The organism is Celeribacter baekdonensis B30, from assembly GCF_000299875.1.
Lineage (GTDB): Bacteria > Pseudomonadota > Alphaproteobacteria > Rhodobacterales > Rhodobacteraceae > Celeribacter > Celeribacter baekdonensis_A.
Window position 1 is genome coordinate 410,246 of the sequence record NZ_AMRK01000002.1, and the last position, 18,024, is coordinate 428,269.

Annotated in this window: 21 protein-coding genes and 1 riboswitch; of the genes, 9 read left to right on the plus strand and 12 right to left on the minus strand. The window is 62.0% G+C overall.

The annotated features are described in order from the left end of the window. The first annotated feature begins 18 nt into the window (after positions 1-18). The 9 genes from B30_RS05545 to B30_RS05585 are packed head-to-tail and all read left to right on the plus strand — an operon-like array spanning position 19 to position 6,459. Positions 19-1,080, plus strand: coding sequence for a hemin-degrading factor (locus B30_RS05545; protein ID WP_009571042.1), 1,062 nt, complete (start codon positions 19-21; stop codon positions 1,078-1,080). Next, entirely contained in the window at positions 1,077-1,940 is an 864-nt protein-coding gene (locus tag B30_RS05550; RefSeq protein ID WP_009571043.1) for a heme/hemin ABC transporter substrate-binding protein, read from the plus strand. The genes B30_RS05545 and B30_RS05550 overlap by 4 nt, the downstream gene beginning before the upstream one ends. Before the next feature lie 3 nt (positions 1,941-1,943). Then, complete coding sequence (locus B30_RS05555) at positions 1,944-3,032, plus strand: FecCD family ABC transporter permease (RefSeq protein ID WP_009571044.1); 1,089 nt, start codon at positions 1,944-1,946, stop codon at positions 3,030-3,032. Between the two features lie 2 nt (positions 3,033-3,034). Then, positions 3,035-3,868 carry a heme ABC transporter ATP-binding protein gene (locus B30_RS05560; RefSeq protein WP_009571045.1) on the plus strand — a complete coding sequence of 278 codons (834 nt, stop codon included), beginning with the start codon at positions 3,035-3,037 and terminating at the stop codon, positions 3,866-3,868. Positions 3,869-3,883: 15 nt separating this feature from the next. Then, positions 3,884-4,297, plus strand: coding sequence for a hypothetical protein (locus B30_RS05565; RefSeq protein ID WP_009571046.1), 414 nt, complete (start codon positions 3,884-3,886; stop codon positions 4,295-4,297). Continuing rightward, positions 4,294-4,905, plus strand: coding sequence for a MotA/TolQ/ExbB proton channel family protein (locus tag B30_RS05570; RefSeq protein ID WP_009571047.1), 612 nt, complete (start codon positions 4,294-4,296; stop codon positions 4,903-4,905). The genes B30_RS05565 and B30_RS05570 overlap by 4 nt, the downstream gene beginning before the upstream one ends. Further along, positions 4,895-5,278, plus strand: a complete 384-nt coding sequence (locus tag B30_RS05575; protein WP_009571048.1) for a biopolymer transporter ExbD — start codon at positions 4,895-4,897, stop codon at positions 5,276-5,278. Before B30_RS05570 ends, B30_RS05575 begins: the two co-directional genes overlap by 11 nt. A 3-nt stretch (positions 5,279-5,281) precedes the next feature. After that, complete coding sequence (locus B30_RS05580) at positions 5,282-5,683, plus strand: ExbD/TolR family protein (protein WP_009571049.1); 402 nt, start codon at positions 5,282-5,284, stop codon at positions 5,681-5,683. Beyond that, positions 5,680-6,459, plus strand: a complete 780-nt coding sequence (locus B30_RS05585; RefSeq protein ID WP_009571050.1) for an energy transducer TonB — start codon at positions 5,680-5,682, stop codon at positions 6,457-6,459. The genes B30_RS05580 and B30_RS05585 overlap by 4 nt, the downstream gene beginning before the upstream one ends. Before the next feature lie 36 nt (positions 6,460-6,495). Here the strand turns inward: B30_RS05585 and B30_RS05590 are convergent, their stop codons facing one another. The 12 genes from B30_RS05590 to B30_RS05645 all read right to left on the minus strand — a co-directional run bounded on the left by B30_RS05590 (position 6,496) and on the right by B30_RS05645 (position 17,600). Next, positions 6,496-7,011, minus strand: a complete 516-nt coding sequence (locus tag B30_RS05590) for a DUF3299 domain-containing protein (protein WP_009571051.1) — start codon at positions 7,009-7,011, stop codon at positions 6,496-6,498. Continuing rightward, entirely contained in the window at positions 7,008-8,255 is a 1,248-nt protein-coding gene (locus B30_RS05595; RefSeq protein ID WP_009571052.1) for an ABC transporter permease, read from the minus strand. Before B30_RS05595 ends, B30_RS05590 begins: the two co-directional genes overlap by 4 nt. Next, on the minus strand, positions 8,252-8,947 hold the full coding sequence (locus B30_RS05600; RefSeq protein WP_009571053.1) for an ABC transporter ATP-binding protein: 696 nt from the start codon (positions 8,945-8,947) through the stop codon (positions 8,252-8,254). Before B30_RS05600 ends, B30_RS05595 begins: the two co-directional genes overlap by 4 nt. A gap of 2 nt (positions 8,948-8,949) precedes the next feature. Beyond that, complete coding sequence (gene zrgA, locus B30_RS05605; RefSeq protein ID WP_009571054.1) at positions 8,950-9,561, minus strand: zinc uptake protein ZrgA; 612 nt, start codon at positions 9,559-9,561, stop codon at positions 8,950-8,952. A 137-nt stretch (positions 9,562-9,698) separates the two neighbouring features. Continuing rightward, positions 9,699-9,998 (minus strand): DUF6525 family protein, encoded by a 300-nt coding sequence (locus tag B30_RS05610; protein ID WP_009571055.1) that lies wholly within the window; start codon positions 9,996-9,998, stop codon positions 9,699-9,701. A gap of 40 nt (positions 9,999-10,038) precedes the next feature. Further along, a complete protein-coding gene (locus B30_RS05615) occupies positions 10,039-11,250 on the minus strand; it encodes a GTP-binding protein (protein WP_009571056.1) in 1,212 nt (403 codons plus the stop codon). Beyond that, entirely contained in the window at positions 11,247-12,164 is a 918-nt protein-coding gene (locus B30_RS05620) for an NAD(P)/FAD-dependent oxidoreductase (RefSeq protein ID WP_009571057.1), read from the minus strand. The genes B30_RS05615 and B30_RS05620 overlap by 4 nt, the downstream gene beginning before the upstream one ends. A gap of 359 nt (positions 12,165-12,523) precedes the next feature. After that, positions 12,524-13,189 (minus strand): adenosylcobinamide amidohydrolase, encoded by a 666-nt coding sequence (locus B30_RS05625; RefSeq protein ID WP_009571058.1) that lies wholly within the window; start codon positions 13,187-13,189, stop codon positions 12,524-12,526. Beyond that, complete coding sequence (locus tag B30_RS05630; protein WP_009571059.1) at positions 13,186-13,944, minus strand: ABC transporter ATP-binding protein; 759 nt, start codon at positions 13,942-13,944, stop codon at positions 13,186-13,188. The genes B30_RS05625 and B30_RS05630 overlap by 4 nt, the downstream gene beginning before the upstream one ends. Next, the gene (locus B30_RS05635; RefSeq protein ID WP_009571060.1) at positions 13,941-14,918 is read right to left on the minus strand and encodes a FecCD family ABC transporter permease; all 978 of its coding nucleotides are present in this window, start codon (positions 14,916-14,918) and stop codon (positions 13,941-13,943) included. The genes B30_RS05630 and B30_RS05635 overlap by 4 nt, the downstream gene beginning before the upstream one ends. Beyond that, positions 14,918-15,769: an ABC transporter substrate-binding protein gene (locus B30_RS05640; RefSeq protein ID WP_040401973.1), complete on the minus strand. Its 852-nt coding sequence runs from the start codon at positions 15,767-15,769 to the stop codon at positions 14,918-14,920. Before B30_RS05640 ends, B30_RS05635 begins: the two co-directional genes overlap by 1 nt. Further along, entirely contained in the window at positions 15,756-17,600 is a 1,845-nt protein-coding gene (locus B30_RS05645; protein ID WP_009571062.1) for a TonB-dependent receptor plug domain-containing protein, read from the minus strand. The genes B30_RS05640 and B30_RS05645 overlap by 14 nt, the downstream gene beginning before the upstream one ends. Before the next feature lie 130 nt (positions 17,601-17,730). After that, positions 17,731-17,944: riboswitch (cobalamin riboswitch) on the minus strand. Positions 17,945-18,024 lie beyond the last annotated feature (80 nt).

Consider the following 18,024-nt stretch of genomic DNA (forward strand, 5'->3'; position numbering starts at 1 on the left):
CACATTTAGGATATCCCCATGACTGAACACCTGACCGCTTCCGACATTCGCAGCGCCAAAACCGACGCCATCAAAATCCGGGACCGTGATTTGGCCGAAAAACTCGGCATTTCCGAAGCTCAGCTTGTGGTGGCCTTCGCCGGCACCCATGGCGCGCATCGCGTCACACGTATTGCGCCACACCCCGACGAGGTCCTGCCCCGCGTCAAAGAGCTTGGCGAAGTGATGGCACTGACCCGCAATGCCTCTTGCGTTCATGAACGGGTTGGCACGTTTCTTGAATATCGCGCCGGACCACATGCCTCGATGGTGCTGGGGCCAGACATCGACACGCGTATTTTCCCCAAACATTGGGCGTTCGGGTTTGCCGTCGAAGTGCCCACCGAAAATGGCACGCGCAAATCGCTTCAGTTTTTCGATCACGCGGGCGATGCGTTGCAAAAAATCTATCTGCGCGAGAGTTCGAACCATGCGGCTTGGGAGCCGCTGGTGTCCGATCTCGCCATCGAGGATCAAAGCGACACGATCCGCGTTGCCCCCCGCGCGCCCGCCCAAGGCGCCAAGATGAACATGGACAAGCGCGACGCTTTGCTGAGCGAATGGGCCAAGATGAGCGACACGCATCAGTTCAACCGGATCACCGCCAAACTCGGCATGAACCGCCTTGGCGCCTATCGCGCCGCCCTTGGTACGCCGTGGGTGCGCCCGGTTGCGCCGGACTGTGTTGAGCCGTTCCTGAACGCGGTGTCCAAGGCGGCTCAAAAGGTGATCCTGTTTGTGGGCAACCCCGGCAATATTCAGATCCATTGGGGCAAGCTTGAGACCATCAAAGTGATGGGGCCCTGGCTCAATGTGCTGGACCCGATGTTCAACCTGCATCTGCGCGCCGATCATGTGGCCGAAGCCTATGTGGTTGAAAAACCGACCAAACGCGGCCCCGCTATTTCGCTCGAAGCCTTTGATGCCCAAGGCGATTTGATCTTCCAATGTTTCGGTCAGCGCGATGGTGACACCGATGATCTTGCCACATGGCACGGCATTCTGGCCGATCTTCCGACCCGTGAGGAGGCCTTGGTATGAGGTCTGCGTTTTTTGCCCTCGCGCTCGCGCTCCCCACAGGGGCCGTCGCACAAAACTATCCCGACGCACAGGCCATTGTTGCCATTGGCGGGCCGGTGACCGAAACCATTTTCGCCCTTGGCGCAGGCGCGCGGGTCATCGCCCGCGACACCACCTCGCTCTACCCCGAGGCCGTGACTGCGCTGCTGGATATCGGCTACATGCGCCAATTGTCGGCGGAGGGGGTGCTGTCTGTTGGTCCCGACCTGATCGTCACCCGCGACACGGCGGGACCGCCCGAAACGCTGGACCAATTGCGCGCGGCCTCAATCCCGGTGGTCAGCATCCATGACAGTTTCACCAAAGAGGCGGTTTTGGACAATATTACCGCCATCGGTGCCGCAATTGGCGCAGAAGAGGCGGCGGCGACCTTGCACGCCAAAATTGCCGCGCAATTCGCGGAACTTGACGCATCCCTCGCGGAGCAAACAGACAAGCCACGCGTCTTGTTTATCCTCTCGAACCAAGCCGGACGGCTCAACGTCGCTGGTGCACAGACCGGCGCAAACGGGATCATCGAGATGGCGGGCGGAGATAACGTCATGGCCCCTGCGTTCAACGGCTACAAGATCATGGGCGACGAAGCCCTGATCGAAGCCGCCCCCGATGTCATTGTGATGATGACGGGCGAGGCCGACCACGAAGGCCGCGCCAATGAAATCTTTGCCCTGCCCGCCTTGGCGCAAAGCCCCGCCGCCGCTCAGGGTCGGTTTGTCAAGGTTGACCCCGCCGCATTGGGGTTCGGCCCGCGCACCGCAGTTTTCGCGCAAGACCTGCATGAGGCGCTGGTCGGCACAGCCCCCGCCGAAAGACTGGAGTGATCCATGGCATTCGTGACCTCGCGCCTCGCCCCACGCCGTCCCGCAGCGCTTGCCGGAGACCGCCAGATGCGGGCTTTGGCTCTGCGCATGGCGTTGGTCATGGCTTTGATCGTGGTGATGTTGCTCAGCCTCGGATGGGGTGCGGCCTCGGGCATTGACGTGCCGGGGGCCTTGGCCGCGAAAGCCGGGATCGGCACGGCCAGCCTGCGCGACATGGCCATCGTTTGGGACATTCGGATGCCGCGCATGGTCACCGGCGCGCTTGTCGGCGCGGCCTTGGCGGTGTCTGGCACGGTCATGCAGGGGCTGTTTCGCAACCCTCTGGCCGATCCCGGTCTTGTCGGTGTCAGCGCAGGCGCGGGGTTTGGCGCGGTGGCCGCCATCGTTTTGGGCGGGTTCCTTCCCGTAGCGATCCAAGCCGCCACCGGGGCTGCTCTCATCCCCTTGGCGGCGTTTCTGGGCGGTTGGGCCTCGACGCTTGTCCTCTATAAAATCGCCACACGCGGCGGGCACACCTCCGTGGCGACGATGCTTTTGGCGGGCATTGCCTTGGGCGCGCTCACCGGCGCGGTCACCGGATTCATCGTCTATCGCGCCAGTGATGATCAATTGCGCGACCTGACCTTTTGGGGCATGGGGTCAGTCGCAGGGGCCACTTGGGCCAAACTTCTGGCCGCCGGTCCGATCATCGTGTTGACCTTGATCAGCGCGCCGTTTCTGGCACGCGCGCTGGATGCTTTGGCCTTGGGCGAACCTGTCGCCAACCATCTTGGCGTCGATGTCCAACGGATGAAACGCCTCGCCATTCTCAGCGTCGCGGCCTCGGTCGGGGCCTGTGTCGCGATCACCGGCGGCATTGGTTTTGTCGGCATCGTCGTGCCGCATCTGCTGCGTTTGGTGCAAGGCCCGGTGCACCGCCTGCTCCTGCCCAATGCCGCCATTTTAGGCGCAATCGTGGTCCTGTTGGCCGATATGATCAGCCGCACGGTTGTGGCCCCCGCAGAGCTCCCCATCGGGATTGTGACCGCCGTGTTGGGCGGGCCGTTCTTCTTGTGGATCTTGCTCAAAAACCGCGCGATTTTGGAGATGTAACCATGCTTGAGGCTCACAGTATCACCGTCACATACGGCAGCCGCCGGGTTTTGGACAGGGTGGATTTCACCGCCAAAGCCGGTGAGATGACTGCCATCGTCGGACCGAACGGATCGGGGAAAACCACCCTGCTCAAAGCCATCACCGGCGAGATCAACGCAGGCGGCGTGACCCGTCTGGATGGGCAAAACATTGCAAAGATGTCGTCGGCTGACTTGGCCACGCGCCGCGCGGTATTGCCACAATCCGGCCATGTCGCCTTTCCCTTTACAGTTCTGGAACTGGTGCGGCTGGGCCTGACACGGGGCTTCGCGACCTCTGCGACCTCCGGACAAGACACCCTGCCTCACCAAGCCCTCGCGCGGGTGGGATTAAGCGGATTTGAAGGCCGCTCGGTCCAGGAGCTGTCCGGCGGCGAGCGGCAGCGGGTGCAATTGGCACGGGTGTTATTGCAAATCTGGGAGCCGGTTTTGGACGATATGCCGCGATGGTTGTTTCTCGATGAACCTGTCTCGGCGCTTGATATTGGGCATCAGTTGGTGGTCATGCAAATCGCCCATGATTTCGCGCAAATGGGCGGTGGGGTTGTCGCCGTCATGCATGATCTGAACCTCACTGCCATGTTCGCGGATCGGGTCACACTTTTGGACCAAGGCCGGGTCCAAGGTGTTGGCACCCCCAAAGAGGTGTTCACCGATGCGCATCTGTCGGCCTGTTACGGCTGTACGCTGCGCACCAACACACCGCCGCCCTTTGGCGGGCCGTGGATTTTACCGCAAGCGGCCTCGCATCACCCCAATCACATCCGCGCCTCCGCCCGCGCGCCCCACTCTTGATCTGATGGAGATGACATGTTCTTCCCGCCAAACCGTTTGATCCAAATGACCTGCACCTTTTGCCTGATTGCGGGCACCGCCACCGCTTTTGATGCGCCGGTCGTCGAGTTGAACACCGCCACAGCCGCACAAGACGCCTGTCGACTGACCTTTACCGTGACCGCCCCCACCGGTCTGAGCGCCCTTGAAACCCAGACGGTGTTGTTCGACCAAAAGGGCGGCGTGCGCAGCTTTACCCTGTTCGACTTTGGCACGGTGCCCGAGGGTGGGTTGCGGGTGCGGCAATTCGATGTGCCGCAAACCCGTTGTGACGATGTGGGCATGATCCTGTTCAACAACGTCGAGACCTGCGCCACGGCTGCGGGCAACGCCTGTATTGATGCCATTTCCTTCACCTCGCGCATGGACACGATGGAGGTGCAGCAATGATTTCCCAAGCTTTGCTCCGCCTGTCCGACCTCATTGATTTGGGCGGGCCGGTTGTCGCCCTTTTGATCGGGTTTTCCGTGTTGGCACTGGCCTGTGTCCTGTGGAAAGCGCTGGTGTTTTACGCCAATGGCATCGGCGCACAGGTATCGCGCGGATTTGGCCGCGACATCGTGGTTCAAAGCCAAATGGCGAAACGATCAGGGCGGGCCGAGGCCGACATTCGCGCCCGTGCAACCGCGCGAATGGAGCGGGATTTCGAACGGGTCGGGCGTGGTCTGCGCCTGTTGGATGTCATCGCGCAAGTGGCCCCCCTGCTTGGGCTTTTTGGCACCGTTATGGGCATGATCACCGCCTTTCAAACCTTGCAAACGGCGGGTGGCACAGCCGATCCTGCGGTGCTTGCAGGCGGGATTTGGGTCGCCTTGGTGACCACCGCGGCCGGGCTGATCGTGGCGATGCCGACTTCGATGGCGCTGTCGTGGTTTGATGGTTGTCTGGAGCGTCATGAGCGCGCGCTGCGCGATGCGCTTGAGGAGGTATTGGTGCCAAATCTGTTCAACGCCCCCACCACATCTGATCGCCCGTTGGAGCCGGTCCATGCCGGGTAATCCGCGCACCTCACGGGGGCGGCTGTCGCTCACTTCGCTGATCGACGTGATCTTTCTGCTGCTGTTGTTCTTTATGCTGTCCTCGACATTTTCAAAATTTGGCGAGGTGGAATTGACGGTCTCCGGTGGCGCGGCGTCCCCCGATTTTGATGACACCCCGGTGGTCTTTGCCCGGCTTGATGCTGACGGTGTCGTGATCAATGGCCACAGATCGGCACCGGCCGATATAGCTGCCGCCGTGGACCCGTTTCGCCGCGACGGCCACGCCCGCCTGTTGTTGTCAGTGTCACAAAACGCCGATGCGCAGGGGTTTGTCGAGGTGGTCCAAGTGTTGAGCGCCTTGCCCAACACAAGATTTGCCGTTCTGGAGTAAACCATGCGTCGCCTTTCCAACCGCCGGACCTCCCGCACAGAGCCGACATTGCCACTGATCAATGTCGTGTTTTTGATGCTGATCTTTTTCCTCGTGGCCGCACAGGTCGCCCGCCCCTTGCCCTCTGAGGTCACTTTGGTGCGCACCGACGATCCCAATGTGGTGCCGCCGCCCGATGCCTTGGTGCTGATGCAGGACGGCTCTTTGATGTGGCGCGGGGAAGTGACGACGGTCGAGGCCTTTGTGACGACAACCACCGCCGACACATCCGCGCCCACTGATGCCTTGCGCATTTTGCCCGACGCCCGCGTGCCCGCGCAGGCGCTGGTCGCATTGGCGCGCGAGATCGCCGTTGCGGGGGGCGGCACGCATGTCCGGGTGATGACAGAAAGGGCCTTGCGATGAAAAAAACGTGGTTCCTGGGCGCGCTTTGGGTCTCAGTCGGGGCGCATGTCTTTGCCGCCGGCTGGATGCCCGCCGCCCCCGCGCCCGTCTTGGACGGGGGTGTGGTGGCGGGTGAGGTGGCGCTCGGATTGGGGTTCGAGGATTTGGTTGCAGGCTCCGTGCACCCGGTGGTCCCGATGGAAACGCCGCCTGTTTCTGCGGTTCAAACGCCTGAAACCCCACCCACGGATATGCCCATCCCGACCGAGGCCCCCGTCCCGCCCAAGGCGCTTGTGCCAGACAGCCCGCAGGTGACGGCACAAGCCCCACAGGAGCGCATTGTGGCACACACACCACCGCCCAAACCCACGCCGCCAGAGGTCAAGAAACCCCCAAAACCGGCAACACAACCGCCGTCGCAATCCGGCAATGCGGACACAAACGCTAAGAAGGGCGCGGTAACGACCACGCCGGGTGACGCAGCGCAGCGGTCGCAAAAAACCGCCAAACCCACGGCATCGAACGCCGGAGACGGGGCCGTTCGCTCCTATCAAAGCCAGATTTTGCGCAAAATCGCGCGGGTGCCAAAACGCTCTGCGGGCGCACGGGGCAAGGCGATGGTGGGTTTGACCATCACCGCCTCGGGCGCGATTTCAAACGTGGCGATTGTGCAAAGCTCGGGCCATGCCGGGATCGACAAAATCGCGCTTGCCCAAGTGCAACGCGCCGGTCCGTTTACCCCGACACCGACGGGAAAGCCGATCAAACTTGTCGTTCGGTTTGAGAGCAAAGGCTGACGCGCACCCTTTTGATGCGCCCGCAATGGCGGGCCGCTACCAGACGTAGATCTCGATCTTGCTCGCCACGATCTCATAGCCAATCTCGGCGATCTCCGTCGATTGCAACCGCGCGTTCAGGCGGCCATAGACCCAGATCGCATCCCACAGCTTGTTTGATGGCCAAGGCGTCTGCGTGGTCACATAGACCAATTGATTTGGCGGCGGCGGCGGCACATGGATACAGGCCCCGGTATAGGGCACCAGGATAAACCCGGTCACGCCCTCGGCTCCGATTTCCATCGGAATGATATAGCCGGGCAATTTGACCGACGCGCCGTCCAGAGCCGTGTTCAACTTGGTCGCGTTCTCGTCAAAGATCGGTTTCCACGTGTCGTTTTGCTCATCAAGAGCGCCTTCACCGATGATCTCCGAATAGGGCACGCCGGGCGGGATCAGTTCCTCCCAGGTGAGTTCCTGAAACGGCATGGCGAGGGCCGCGCGCGGCAGGGCTGTGGTTGCGAGGGCAAGACAGCCGAACTGTCTGCGTGTGAGGGGAAGCTGTGCTTTCATATCCGCACCATCATGCCATCGGCGAGCGACAAGCGATAGGCCCTGAGCGCCGGAAAAAGGCTGGTGAGCGCTGCCGCGCCGATCACGAAACCAAGCGCCAAGGCGTCGCGCGGCGAAGGCGGCTCAATCGGCAACCAAATCCCAAAGGCGGCGTCCACCCAAGGCTGTCCAATCACGAGGCCGAGGTACAAAAACCCGAGGCCAAGCAAAGCCCCCGCCGCCGCCACCAGCATCGCTTCAAGCACCAAAAGGCCCAAAATGGTGCTGGGCCGCGCCCCCATCGCGCGCCAAATCGCCATCTCCCGCCTACGCTCATTGAGGCTTGAGAAAATCATCGCCATCATGCCAATCAGCGCCGTCACCACCACCATCGCGGACACGCCGATCAAGGCGGTTTCGGCCACTCCGACGATCTGCCAAAGCTCCTGAAGCGCCACCCCCGGCAGAATGGCCAACACGGGCTCCTCGGGATAGTCGTTGATCCAGCGTTGCAGGCCAAAAACCTGCAACCGCGACTTGACCCCGACCAGTGCCGCCGTGATCGCGGTGGGCGTCAGGTCCATGTCGCGAATGACCTCGCGCGGCGTGATCTGGCCGGACTTCGCGCCACTTTGCCAATCGACATGGATGGCCTCAATCGCCTCGAGGCTGACGATCACTGTCCGGTCCACGGGCGTCCCGGTTTTGGCGATGATGCCCGCAATCCGAAATGGCTGATCGTCATGGGCGGTGAAGGAGGCAAGCCCATGCGACACCACGATCGGATCGCCCACGGCGTAGCCCAAAGTGGCGGCCACATCGGCACCGACGACCGCATCGTAAAGGTCCTCGAGCCCATGGCCTTCGGGGATCTCCAACGCTCGCCCGCCGCGATATTTGTAATGTTCAAAAAACCCCGATGTCGTCCCCATGACGCGAAACTGGCGATGGCTGTCGCCCAGTGAGATCGGCACGATCCAATCCACCTCGGGGCGGGATTTGATGTCCTGATAGCTGTCCCATGTCACGTTGTTGGTGGCGTTACCGATGCGAAAAACGGAATAGAGCAAAAGCTGCACCGACCCGGAACGCGCCCCGACAATCAGGTCCGTGCCTGAAATCGTGTCGGCAAAACTGGCGCGTGCGCCGGTGCGGATTTTTTCCACACCCAGGAAAAGCGCGACCGAAAGCGCGATGGCCAGAATCGTCATGCCAACCGTCAGGGCGCGCGCGCATAATGACCCGATGGCCAGACGCAAGATCATGCTGCGCTCCTTTCGGTACTCACAATATCCGCAAGGCGGATGACCCGGTCGAACCGCGGGGCGAGCCTTTCGTCATGGCTGACCATCAACAGCGCAGACTGCACTTCATCTGTGCGATCAAACAACAGGCGCAGAAAACTGTCCTGTGTCTCGGCATCGAGCGCCGAGGTGGGTTCGTCCGCGACGATCAAAGGCGGCGCACCGATCAGGGCGCGCGCCACCGCGACGCGTTGTTGCTGACCCACGCTCAGCCGCCCCGCCTGCCTGCTCAAAACCTCATCCGGCAGGCCAAGTCCGGCGCAAAGCCGCGCGGCTTCTGTCACGGCACCCCCCGCGCGGGCCCGCCGATGCGGCGCAAAGCGCAGCGGCAAAAGGATATTGTCGATGACCTTCGCATAGGGCAGCAAATTGAACTGTTGAAAAATCACGCCGATCTGTTCGGCCCGGAACCGGTCGCGCCCGCCCGCGCTCAGCGTGCCAAGATCGGTGCCGCCGACCGAGACCCGTCCCCGCGTGGCAGGAACGATGCCGCAGATCAACGACAGAAGCGTGGATTTCCCCGATCCGCTGGCCCCAATCAGCAGCACCCGTTCACCGGGCGCCATCTGAAAGGCCGGACAGGACAGAGAAAACCCGCCCCGGCCCGGCCATGCAAAGGCAACATCATCAAGAGCAAGGACGGGTATCGTCATGGTCAGTCCAACGTCAGTTTCGCAACCGAGCGATTGATCTCCGCCGCGCCCGCGCCGGTTGCGGTGACATAATGCGCCTCGATTTCATGTGCGTTTTCAAAGCGTTCGAAGAAGGGGAAGCCAAGGGTGGTGAGCTCTTGCGGCTGGGCACAGGCAAAGATGTAGCGCGCGTGGAATTCGCTATGTGCGGCCCCCTCCGTATGGGCGTGATCGTCGCCGTCATCGTGGCTATGCGCCTCGGTCGCAGCGTCCTGATCATGATCGTCATCCTGATCGTCGTCGTGATCGTCGTCGTGATCACCGGCGTGAAGATGGGCCAGAACTTCGGTCAACCGGCACCCCGCAGCCTTTGGCAGCGCAATGACGTTTTCAGGCAGCAACAGCGTGCGGATCGCCGCCTCCACTTTGTCCTTATCCGCATCCGTGCTGGCGGCGTATTCGAAACCGACAAGATCCATGCCGGGCGACATAAGGTTCATCTCGATGATCTCCCCCTCGACGGCAAGCTCAAGCGTGCTGACGCCATGGACATGCGCGTCCATTTCGCGGGTCTCTTGCGCCCACAGCGGCGCGGCAGTGAGGGAGGCCAGAAGGGCAAAACGGATCGGTTTCATAAGGGGTCCTTTCGGTGTCATATAAGTCAAAGTTTGAGGGTCACTGCAACACAGACGCGATGTGGCGTTTGGGCAGAGTTGGGCATTGCACAATAAAACGCGCAACGCTGACAGATGCCGACAGGCGCTGAAGCGTGTCATGTGGTGCTGTCCTGATCTGTGAAACGAGCGGCGGCCTTGGGGGCAAAGGGAAAGGCCTTGTCGCGGGCGAGGGTCTTTTGTTCGGCGCGATCCAGGCGCGCCAATATCTGTGCAACGCCTTCGCCGCGCGCCTGCGCCCGCCGCAAGATTTTACGACAGGATGCGGGCGACCAAGGCAATGCGGCCTCTGACAACCATGCACGCACGGGGGCGGGCAAAGTGTCATAGGCGCGCATCGGGTCTTCGCTGCGGCGTTTGGGTTTGAGGCCCGTGGTGCCCCGGTTCGTCGCCCTCATCGTGCCGCCTCCGGGGCCTCTGGCCAATGGTGATGATAGCTCATGCCACCGCCGCTCGCCGCCAGACGGGAAACGGATCGGGCAGATCGGTCCGTGCATCGGGACCCACGGCCAGATATTCGGGCACAAGACAGGCGTCCAGACGCGCCTTGAGCGCGGGCCAGTCAATCCCCGAGCCGATAAAGACGATCTCCTGCCTGCGGTCGCCCCAAGGCTCGGCCCAATGCGCGGCCATATAGTCGCGCGCACCCTCATGATCCGGCCAGCGGTCCTTTGGCACTGCGGCCCACCATGTGCCCAGCGGCTTGACCGAAGACAGAGCCCCCGCAAGCGAGAACTCCGCCACCCAATCGGGCTGTGTCGCGATCCAGAAATGCCCCTTGGCGCGGATGACACCACTCATTTCACCATTCAACACGGCCATGATTTTCTCTGGCTCAAACGGACGGCGGGCGCGGTAGACATGGCTGGTGACGCCGTATTCTTCAGTCTCGGGCACATGATCGGCAAAGCCGTATAGCTCCTTGGCCCACATCGGATGTTCATGCGCTTTGTCAAAATCGAACAGCCCGGTATCAAGGATCGCCTCCGTCGGCACCACGCTGTGACTGGTCTCGATGACCCGCGCGTCGGCGTTCAGGCTCCGGATGATCTTGCGTGCCGCGTCCACCTGATGCGGCTCGGCGTCACCGACCTTGTTGAGGATCACCACATCGGCGAATTCGATCTGTTCGACCAACAGATTGACCAGTGTGCGCTCGTCTTCGTCGCCCAATGTCTCGCCCCGGTCACGCAGGAAATCATGGCTGGAATAATCCCGCAACAGGTTCACCGCATCAACCACGGTCACCATCGTGTCGAGGCGCGACACATCCGACAGGCTCTCACCCGCCTCGTCGCGGAAATCAAACGTCGCGGCCACGGGCAGAGGTTCGGAAATCCCGGTCGACTCGATCAGCAGGTAATCAAACCGCCCATCCTCGGCCAGCCGCCGCACCTCTTGCAAAAGATCATCACGCAGGGTGCAGCAGATGCAGCCATTCGACATCTCAACCAAGGTCTCATCCGTGTGGCTGAGGTTCGCCCCACCCTCGCGCACCAGATCGGCGTCTATGTTGATCTCTGACATGTCGTTGACGATCACCGCCACACGCCGCCCCTCGCGGTTGTTCAACACGCGGTTCAAAAGCGTGGTCTTTCCCGCGCCCAAAAAGCCGGACAAAACAGTGACGGGAAGGCGGGTATCGGTCATGGGGTGACCTCCAAGGGTGTGACAAGATCGGGAAACAGCAGCGAGGCATGGCAGCCCGTGCCCGCCTGCGCGCCATCCGCAAGGGCGAAGTTGATATTGGGCATCGGGCGGGAAAGATCGCCTGCGGCAAACACGCCCGGCACGCTGGTCTGGGCCATCGCGCCAACCTTAACGAACGACCCCGTCGGCCCGTCGGCCGAGGCGCAACCAAGCTGTTCTGCCGGGCTGGCCGCCAAGCTTGTCCGCGGGCCGACAAACAGCGCCGCAAAGCGCGCGGTGGCGCCGCCGCTCAGGCTGAGGTCTATGCCCGTGGCATCGGCGGTTGCGGTCTCCAGCGCTCTGGTCTCAATCTGAACCCCTGCTGTGGCCAGTACGTCGAGGTCAAGCCCCTCCATCCCACCGGTGATCAGGGTGACCTGCGCGCTCCAATCGGCCCGCAACATCAAGGCCTGATGCGCGCTCATCGGATGTGTGGCGAGAACGGCCAGCGGTGCGCCCTTGACCTCATAGCCGTGGCAATAGGGACAGTGCAGCACGGTCTGCCCCCAAGCCTGTGCGAGACCGGGAATGTCCGGTAAAATATCGCGCACGCCATGAGCCAGAATGATGCGTTTTGCGGCACTTTTTTCGCCATCCGCAAGCGTCACCGAGAACGCGCCCTCTTCACCATGGATTGCTGTAACCGTACCGCTGCGCTGCGTGACGCTCGGATAGGCCCTCAGGTCGGCTCGGAACCGTTCAAGGATTGCACTGGGCGAGAGACCGTCCCACCCCGCCACACCATGCGCGCCGGATGAGTTTCGGTTGCGGGGCACCCCGGCGTCGATCACTGTGACGGATCGGCTGGCGCGCCCGAGTTGAAGCGTGGCGGTCAGCCCCGCGAAGCTGCCGCCAATGATAACTGCATCTTGCATTTGATACCTTTCGTCATGCGCGCCGCTGCTTTGACAGGGCGCGGTGGTTTTTGGGGAGGAGGTATAAGTATGTGATCACATTACATTACATTGCCCTACGGAGACAGATCAGCGCGGCATGTGGGCGAGACAGTGAGTCGGGGCATCGCTGATTCCATGTTACTTTATAACGCTCAACCTGATTATACAAAATGTAATAACATTACAATAGATGCTCAAGCGAAGGTGACTTTACCCCATCCGACCGGAATCGCGCACAAACGTCCCGCTTTGACGTTCAGAAATCGGGGCAACATGCTATGACTGCCAATCGCACCCGCGTCACAAATCGCCCCCCTGATGCGCGTTCTGTACAAGCCCTATGAAAAATGCTGGCGATCCACCAGCCAGTCCTGAGCGCCTTGAAGCGTGGCGCGATAGACGGTGGCCCCGATCGCTTCACCCACCGCCGTGTGCAGGCCAGCATAATCGTCGACCCCGACAGGTGCGGCGACCGCGATACAATCGGTGCCCGTGCCAGTGGCAAAGCCGGTGGCCGTGCCGCCAATGCTCTCAAGCGGCAAGGCAGCATCAAGAATGGCGGCGGTGCGGGCCTCGGCGATGATCGTGAGCGCCTCAATCAACCCAGCCTGCGACAGACCATGGCTCAGCCGCACCGCGATGTTGATCGTGCCCCAGGCATCGTGAGGCCGCAGCACGCGCATCCCCACACGCTCCGCATTGGACAGGCCAACCGTGGCAACGCAGGTGGCGCAAATGCCGTCCACCACCGCCTCGGTTTGTTGAAAACGCCGCACATCGCGCGAGGTCAAAAAGGCCACGGCCTCTTGCGCGTCAAGCCCGGCCAACTCGCCCAGCAACCAATCGCGCGCATTCAGCGTTTCGGTCAGATCGGCGTTGCGGACCTCACGCCATAGGATGCGCCGCGCGGCGACAAACCCCGGACGGTTCAGCGCCCAGCTGAGCACCTGCATCTCCTGCCCGAGATCGAAAGACAGCCAAGGCCGGTTCAGCGCGACAGTCATTCCAGCACCTCGAGCGGTTGGAAAACCGGGCCTTGAGGCGTGACCTCGAACCAAGCTGAAATGCCGAATGTATCGCGCAAAAGCGTGGGCGTCAGCACCGAGGCGGGCGCACCATCAGCGACAATACGGCCCTGATCCAATACGATCAGCCGCGTGCAATGGCGCACGCCAAGACCGAGATCATGCAGGGACACGATCACCGCCTGACCTTCGGCGGCAAGGGCTGAAAACGTGCGCATGGTCGAAATTTGATGCGCCGGGTCCAGCCCGGCAATCGGTTCATCAGCCATCAAAAGCGGCGCGTCTTGCGCCAGCGCACGTGCCATCAAAACGCGGGCCTGTTCGCCACCTGACAAGGCCGTGACGATGCGCTGACGGAACGCGGTCAACCCCATCCGCGCCAGCGCCCGGTCCACCGCCGCACGGTCCTCGGCACTGGCGCGTTGCCCCGGCGACAGATGCGGTGTGCGGCCCAGCGCCACCAGTGTTTCAACCGACACCGGCCAAGCAATCTCGCGCGATTGCGGCATCCACGCGGCGGCACGGCCGCGCGCCCGCGGCGGCAATTGCGCCAAAGACGAACGCCCGTGATGCGGCAAAATCCCCAAAATAGCCCGCATAAGCGTGGTCTTGCCCGCGCCATTTGGCCCGATCAACCCAACGACCTCGCCCTTGTCCACAGTCAGGGAGACGTCTTGCAACACCGCCCTGCCACCGAGCGAAACGGCGAGTCCTTCGACGGAAAGCAACGTCATAGCCCCCTCCGTGTGCGATAAATCAGATGCAGGAACAGCGGCGCGCCGACCAGTGCCGTCACCACGCCAAGTTTCAGATCGCGCATGGGCAAAATCACCCGCACGACAATGTCCGCCGCCAGGAGCATCACCGCCCCCCCCAGAGCCGAAGCCCAGAGCAGCCGCCCCGGACGGGCGCCGACCCAGCCACGCAACATATGCGGCACCACGAGGCCGACAAACCCAATCGCCCCCGCCACGGCGGTGGAGGCACCGACCACGCAGGCCGTGCCAAACACCAACAACAGGCGCAGTTGGACAAGGTTGATCCCCATCGCCTGCGCCGCATCTTCGCCCAATGTCAACGCATCAAGCCCCCGGCGCATCAGCGCCAACATCCCCAACCCCACCACAATCAACGGCAGCGCCAACCAGACATGGGTCATCGACCGATCCGCCAGCGAGCCCATCATCCAGAACACGATGTCATTGGCGGCAAAAGGATTGGAGGACAGATTCAAAACCAAAGAGGTCAAAGCCCCGGCAAGGGCCGAAATCGCGATGCCCGCGAGGATCAGCGTCAGCGACCCGCCACGCGGCCCCGCCAGTATCAGCACCAAGACCACCCCAATCAACGCGCCCGCCAGCGCCGACAACGGCAGCGCCAAAGTGGTAGTGGCCGCGATGCCGGTTTGGATCGCGATCACCGCGCCCAAAGCCGCCGAACCCGACACGCCGATCAGCCCCGGATCGGCCAATGGGTTGCGCAGATAGCCCTGCATCGCCGCCCCCGACATGCCAAGTGCCGCCCCGATCATCAGCGCCAAAAGCGCGCGTGGCAGGCGGATTTCGCGCATCACCAACGGGATGGGGCCATCGCCGCCAAAGATCAGCGCGCGCAGACTGTCCAGCGGCGCAATGCCTGCCGGGCCGATCATCAAGGCCACGCCAAACAGCGTCCCCATCAGGATCAAAAGGATCACATGGAGGCGCATCAATCTTCTCCGTTTGTCAGCGTATGGCGCAGGCTTACCATCTGCGCGACCGCGCGCAAAACATATGGCGTGCTGCAGACCCAATCGCTATCGGACACGCTGCCTTCTCTGCGGCTGTTTTGGGTGGCGCGCAGGGCAGGATGGCTCAGAATATCTTCGGCGCGCGAGCCGCCCGGATAGGGACGGCTGGTGATCACCGCTTCGGGGGCCTTCATCACCAACACCTCAAGAGGCATGTTCCCGCCCCAGGCATAGGCTGCCTCGTTGGCCAGGTTGGTGAACCCTGCCGTGGCTAAAATTTGCCCCGACAGGCTTTGCGCCCCTGGGGTATAGCCATTGGCCTCATAGAGCACGGCAGTGGGACTGCGCCCCCCCTCCTCCCGAAAGGCTTTCAAATCCGCGTCATAGGTCGCGATGACCTCTGCGGCTTTGTCCTGTTGGCCCAAAACGTCGCCCATCCGCGCGATCTGTGCGGGCACGTCGCCCAGTGCGGTGACAGGCGCGAAAATCTCGACCCGCACGCCCAAGCGTTGCAGTAAGGCGACGGTGGCGCGAGAGGTATACGCTCCGGCGACCACCAGATCGGGCTGCATCAGGTAAATCTCTTCGGCCTGACCGCGATTGGCGGGATAGGCTTTGGCCTCGTCCGCCATCGCGGAAGAGCGCGGATCGGAGGCCAAGAACGACACCGACCTCAATTGCCCCGGTGCCGCCAACATCATCGCAAGCTGATCGGTGCACAGGTTCAGCGAGACAACGCGCGCGGGGACCTCCGCGCGCGTCATGACGGGGGCACAGCAAAGCAACACCCCCGTCAGAGCAAAACCCAAAATGGACCTAGAACTGTGCATTGAGCCCGACATAAACCGCGCGGCCCCGCGTGGCATAGCCCCAGACCTCGGTGGCCTCCGCATCAAAGAGATTTTCGACCCGCCCGGTGAGTTGCACCCGGTCGGTCAGATCATAGTGCGCCGCCACATTGACGGTGGTGAAGCTGGGCAATTTGACCGTTTGATTGCTTCCCCAGTCGTAATTGCCCGCCACATGACGCAGATCGGCGGACACCGCACCGCGCCCACCAAAGGCGTCAAGCGTACCGCCAAGTGTCAATTCATGGCGCGGACGGCGGATTTCGACGCTGTTGTCGGGGTTTTTGGCCTCAAGATAGGTATAGCCAAGACGCAGAGACAGCGCGTCGGTGGCCTCAAGCGCGCCCGCGATCTCGACACCGCGCCGGTCGCTGTTCCCGGTCTGGTTGATATAGGTGTACCCCGGATCGGTGCTGACAGCGGTAATTTCATCCGTCAGGCGCTCCTTGAACAGGGTCACATCCACTGTCCCCCGGTCGCCAAAGATCGGCAGCTCGACACCGAGATCAAAGCTGAGATTGCGCTCCGGTTGCAGGTCCGGGTTTCCGGTGCCGCCATAGCTGTCATAGAGTTCGAAATAAGCGGGATTGACCACGCCCTCGCCCGCAGACCCATGCAGCCGCACGCCATTGTCCAAGAGGTAGGACAGGCCGAGGTTCCATGTTGTCGCATCCTTGAACACATCGTTGTCGTCGAACCGCGCCCCGGCCTGAACATCAAGCCCCGAAGCAAAGCTGCCGCGATATTCGAGTGCCACCGATGTCGCCGCGCGGCCATAGGCCGGGTCAAGAGTACTGTCATCCTCGCGATGTTCCAGCAGCAGATTCAGAAGCTGATCCGCCTGATCCACCGCGCCGTCAATGCCATAGCTGAGCCGGTATTTCACCGCATCTGTGGTGGTCTTGGTGGTGGCTCCGCCATTGTTTTTCAACCTGTTTTGGGTGGTTTCAACGGCCAGACGGTGGGTCAATCGCCCCTCCATCATGCTGTATTCGCCAAAGACGCCAGCAGTCAGCTCATCGCGATTGGCATACTGCGTGGGATCGTCCACGATATAAGACTCCGCATCCGTCGCCATCCAGTTGTCGCTGTCATATTCGTAGCGTTCCTCAGAGCGGCGCAGGGTAAAGCCCAGTTTCAGAGCATCTGTCGCCTGATAATCGCCCGACAGGATCGCGGTGGAGCGCGTCAGCCCGTCCTTTTCCCCACCATCGCCGGACAGATCAAAGCCCGGATCATCCATGTGCGACAGCGCCAAAGACACACCGCCGCGCGCGTCCCTACGCGCCACAAAGGTGCTCGCAGTGGTGCCGGAGCCAACCTCAAGACTGCCATTCAATGTCGTGCCCTCCGAGCCTTTGCGGGTGATGATGTTGATCACCCCGGCGGAGGCGTTTGAGCCGTAATAGACCGATTGCGGCCCGCGCAGCACTTCGATGCGCTCGATATTGGCGGTTTCCAGACCGCTGAAAATATATTCCCCGTCGCCCCCGGCGGCGGCGATGCCGTCGATCAGGACCAGCGTGTGGTTGCCTTCGCCACCGCGGATGCGGATTTGGGTGTCACTTGTGCCAGTGCCATTGACCGACACGCCGGGCAAGGCGCGCAGGGCGTCCTGCACCGTGGTGATGCCGCGCTCTTCGATGTCTTCTGCGGTGACGACACTGACGGCACGGCCATATTTTTCGGCAGCAATCGGGGACAACCCGCCGGTGACGATGATCTCGTCCAAAACGAATGTCTCCTGTGCGGCAACCGGCGCGGAGAGTGAGAGCAGGCCAGCGGATGCGGCCAAAACTGTAAAGCGGTTCATGTATAACCCTCGAAAACGACCCTTTATGGTCGCGGATGTGAACAATGTCAGTCGAGGGAAAGTGACCCCCCGCAGACGGTGAAATCACCACATGCGGAACGTCCGCAGCCCGGCACGCCCCACGCGTCCGAACAGGGTGAGCACCTTGGCAGGTCTCCTGACTCACGGGTCATCGCTGGGCCGAACCTTCCCGTCACCCAATGGGCGACAGTGGCATTTTCCGGCTTCGCTCTCCGCCTACAGTTGCGGGGGCAGTTGTGGACTTGGCACCCATTGGGTGAACCGAACCACATTCCCTTTTAACCGGACGGCGAACCGCCCGGACCAAAGCGGGTTTTTCCTAATGGGATTCCTCGGCGCTGTGAAGTCTAAAAACAACGGCGGCCCATCCCGGTCAGAGATCGCTCCCCTGCCCGTGGACGGG

Bases quoted from the DNA above. Each gene is read 5' to 3' on its own strand.
- B30_RS05545 (WP_009571042.1), top strand. From the start codon at position 19: ATGACTGAACACCTGACCGCTTCCGACATTCGCAGCGCCAAAACCGAC.
- B30_RS05550 (WP_009571043.1), top strand. From the start codon at position 1,077: ATGAGGTCTGCGTTTTTTGCCCTCGCGCTCGCGCTCCCCACAGGGGCC.
- B30_RS05555 (WP_009571044.1), top strand. From the start codon at position 1,944: ATGGCATTCGTGACCTCGCGCCTCGCCCCACGCCGTCCCGCAGCGCTT.
- B30_RS05560 (WP_009571045.1), top strand. From the start codon at position 3,035: ATGCTTGAGGCTCACAGTATCACCGTCACATACGGCAGCCGCCGGGTT.
- B30_RS05565 (WP_009571046.1), top strand. From the start codon at position 3,884: ATGTTCTTCCCGCCAAACCGTTTGATCCAAATGACCTGCACCTTTTGC.
- B30_RS05570 (WP_009571047.1), top strand. From the start codon at position 4,294: ATGATTTCCCAAGCTTTGCTCCGCCTGTCCGACCTCATTGATTTGGGC.
- B30_RS05575 (WP_009571048.1), top strand. From the start codon at position 4,895: ATGCCGGGTAATCCGCGCACCTCACGGGGGCGGCTGTCGCTCACTTCG.
- B30_RS05580 (WP_009571049.1), top strand. From the start codon at position 5,282: ATGCGTCGCCTTTCCAACCGCCGGACCTCCCGCACAGAGCCGACATTG.
- B30_RS05585 (WP_009571050.1), top strand. From the start codon at position 5,680: ATGAAAAAAACGTGGTTCCTGGGCGCGCTTTGGGTCTCAGTCGGGGCG.
- B30_RS05590 (WP_009571051.1), bottom strand. From the start codon at position 7,011: ATGAAAGCACAGCTTCCCCTCACACGCAGACAGTTCGGCTGTCTTGCC.
- B30_RS05595 (WP_009571052.1), bottom strand. From the start codon at position 8,255: ATGATCTTGCGTCTGGCCATCGGGTCATTATGCGCGCGCGCCCTGACG.
- B30_RS05600 (WP_009571053.1), bottom strand. From the start codon at position 8,947: ATGACGATACCCGTCCTTGCTCTTGATGATGTTGCCTTTGCATGGCCG.
- zrgA (WP_009571054.1), bottom strand. From the start codon at position 9,561: ATGAAACCGATCCGTTTTGCCCTTCTGGCCTCCCTCACTGCCGCGCCG.
- B30_RS05610 (WP_009571055.1), bottom strand. From the start codon at position 9,998: ATGAGGGCGACGAACCGGGGCACCACGGGCCTCAAACCCAAACGCCGC.
- B30_RS05615 (WP_009571056.1), bottom strand. From the start codon at position 11,250: ATGACCGATACCCGCCTTCCCGTCACTGTTTTGTCCGGCTTTTTGGGC.
- B30_RS05620 (WP_009571057.1), bottom strand. From the start codon at position 12,164: ATGCAAGATGCAGTTATCATTGGCGGCAGCTTCGCGGGGCTGACCGCC.
- B30_RS05625 (WP_009571058.1), bottom strand. From the start codon at position 13,189: ATGACTGTCGCGCTGAACCGGCCTTGGCTGTCTTTCGATCTCGGGCAG.
- B30_RS05630 (WP_009571059.1), bottom strand. From the start codon at position 13,944: ATGACGTTGCTTTCCGTCGAAGGACTCGCCGTTTCGCTCGGTGGCAGG.
- B30_RS05635 (WP_009571060.1), bottom strand. From the start codon at position 14,918: ATGCGCCTCCATGTGATCCTTTTGATCCTGATGGGGACGCTGTTTGGC.
- B30_RS05640 (WP_040401973.1), bottom strand. From the start codon at position 15,769: ATGCACAGTTCTAGGTCCATTTTGGGTTTTGCTCTGACGGGGGTGTTG.
- B30_RS05645 (WP_009571062.1), bottom strand. From the start codon at position 17,600: ATGAACCGCTTTACAGTTTTGGCCGCATCCGCTGGCCTGCTCTCACTC.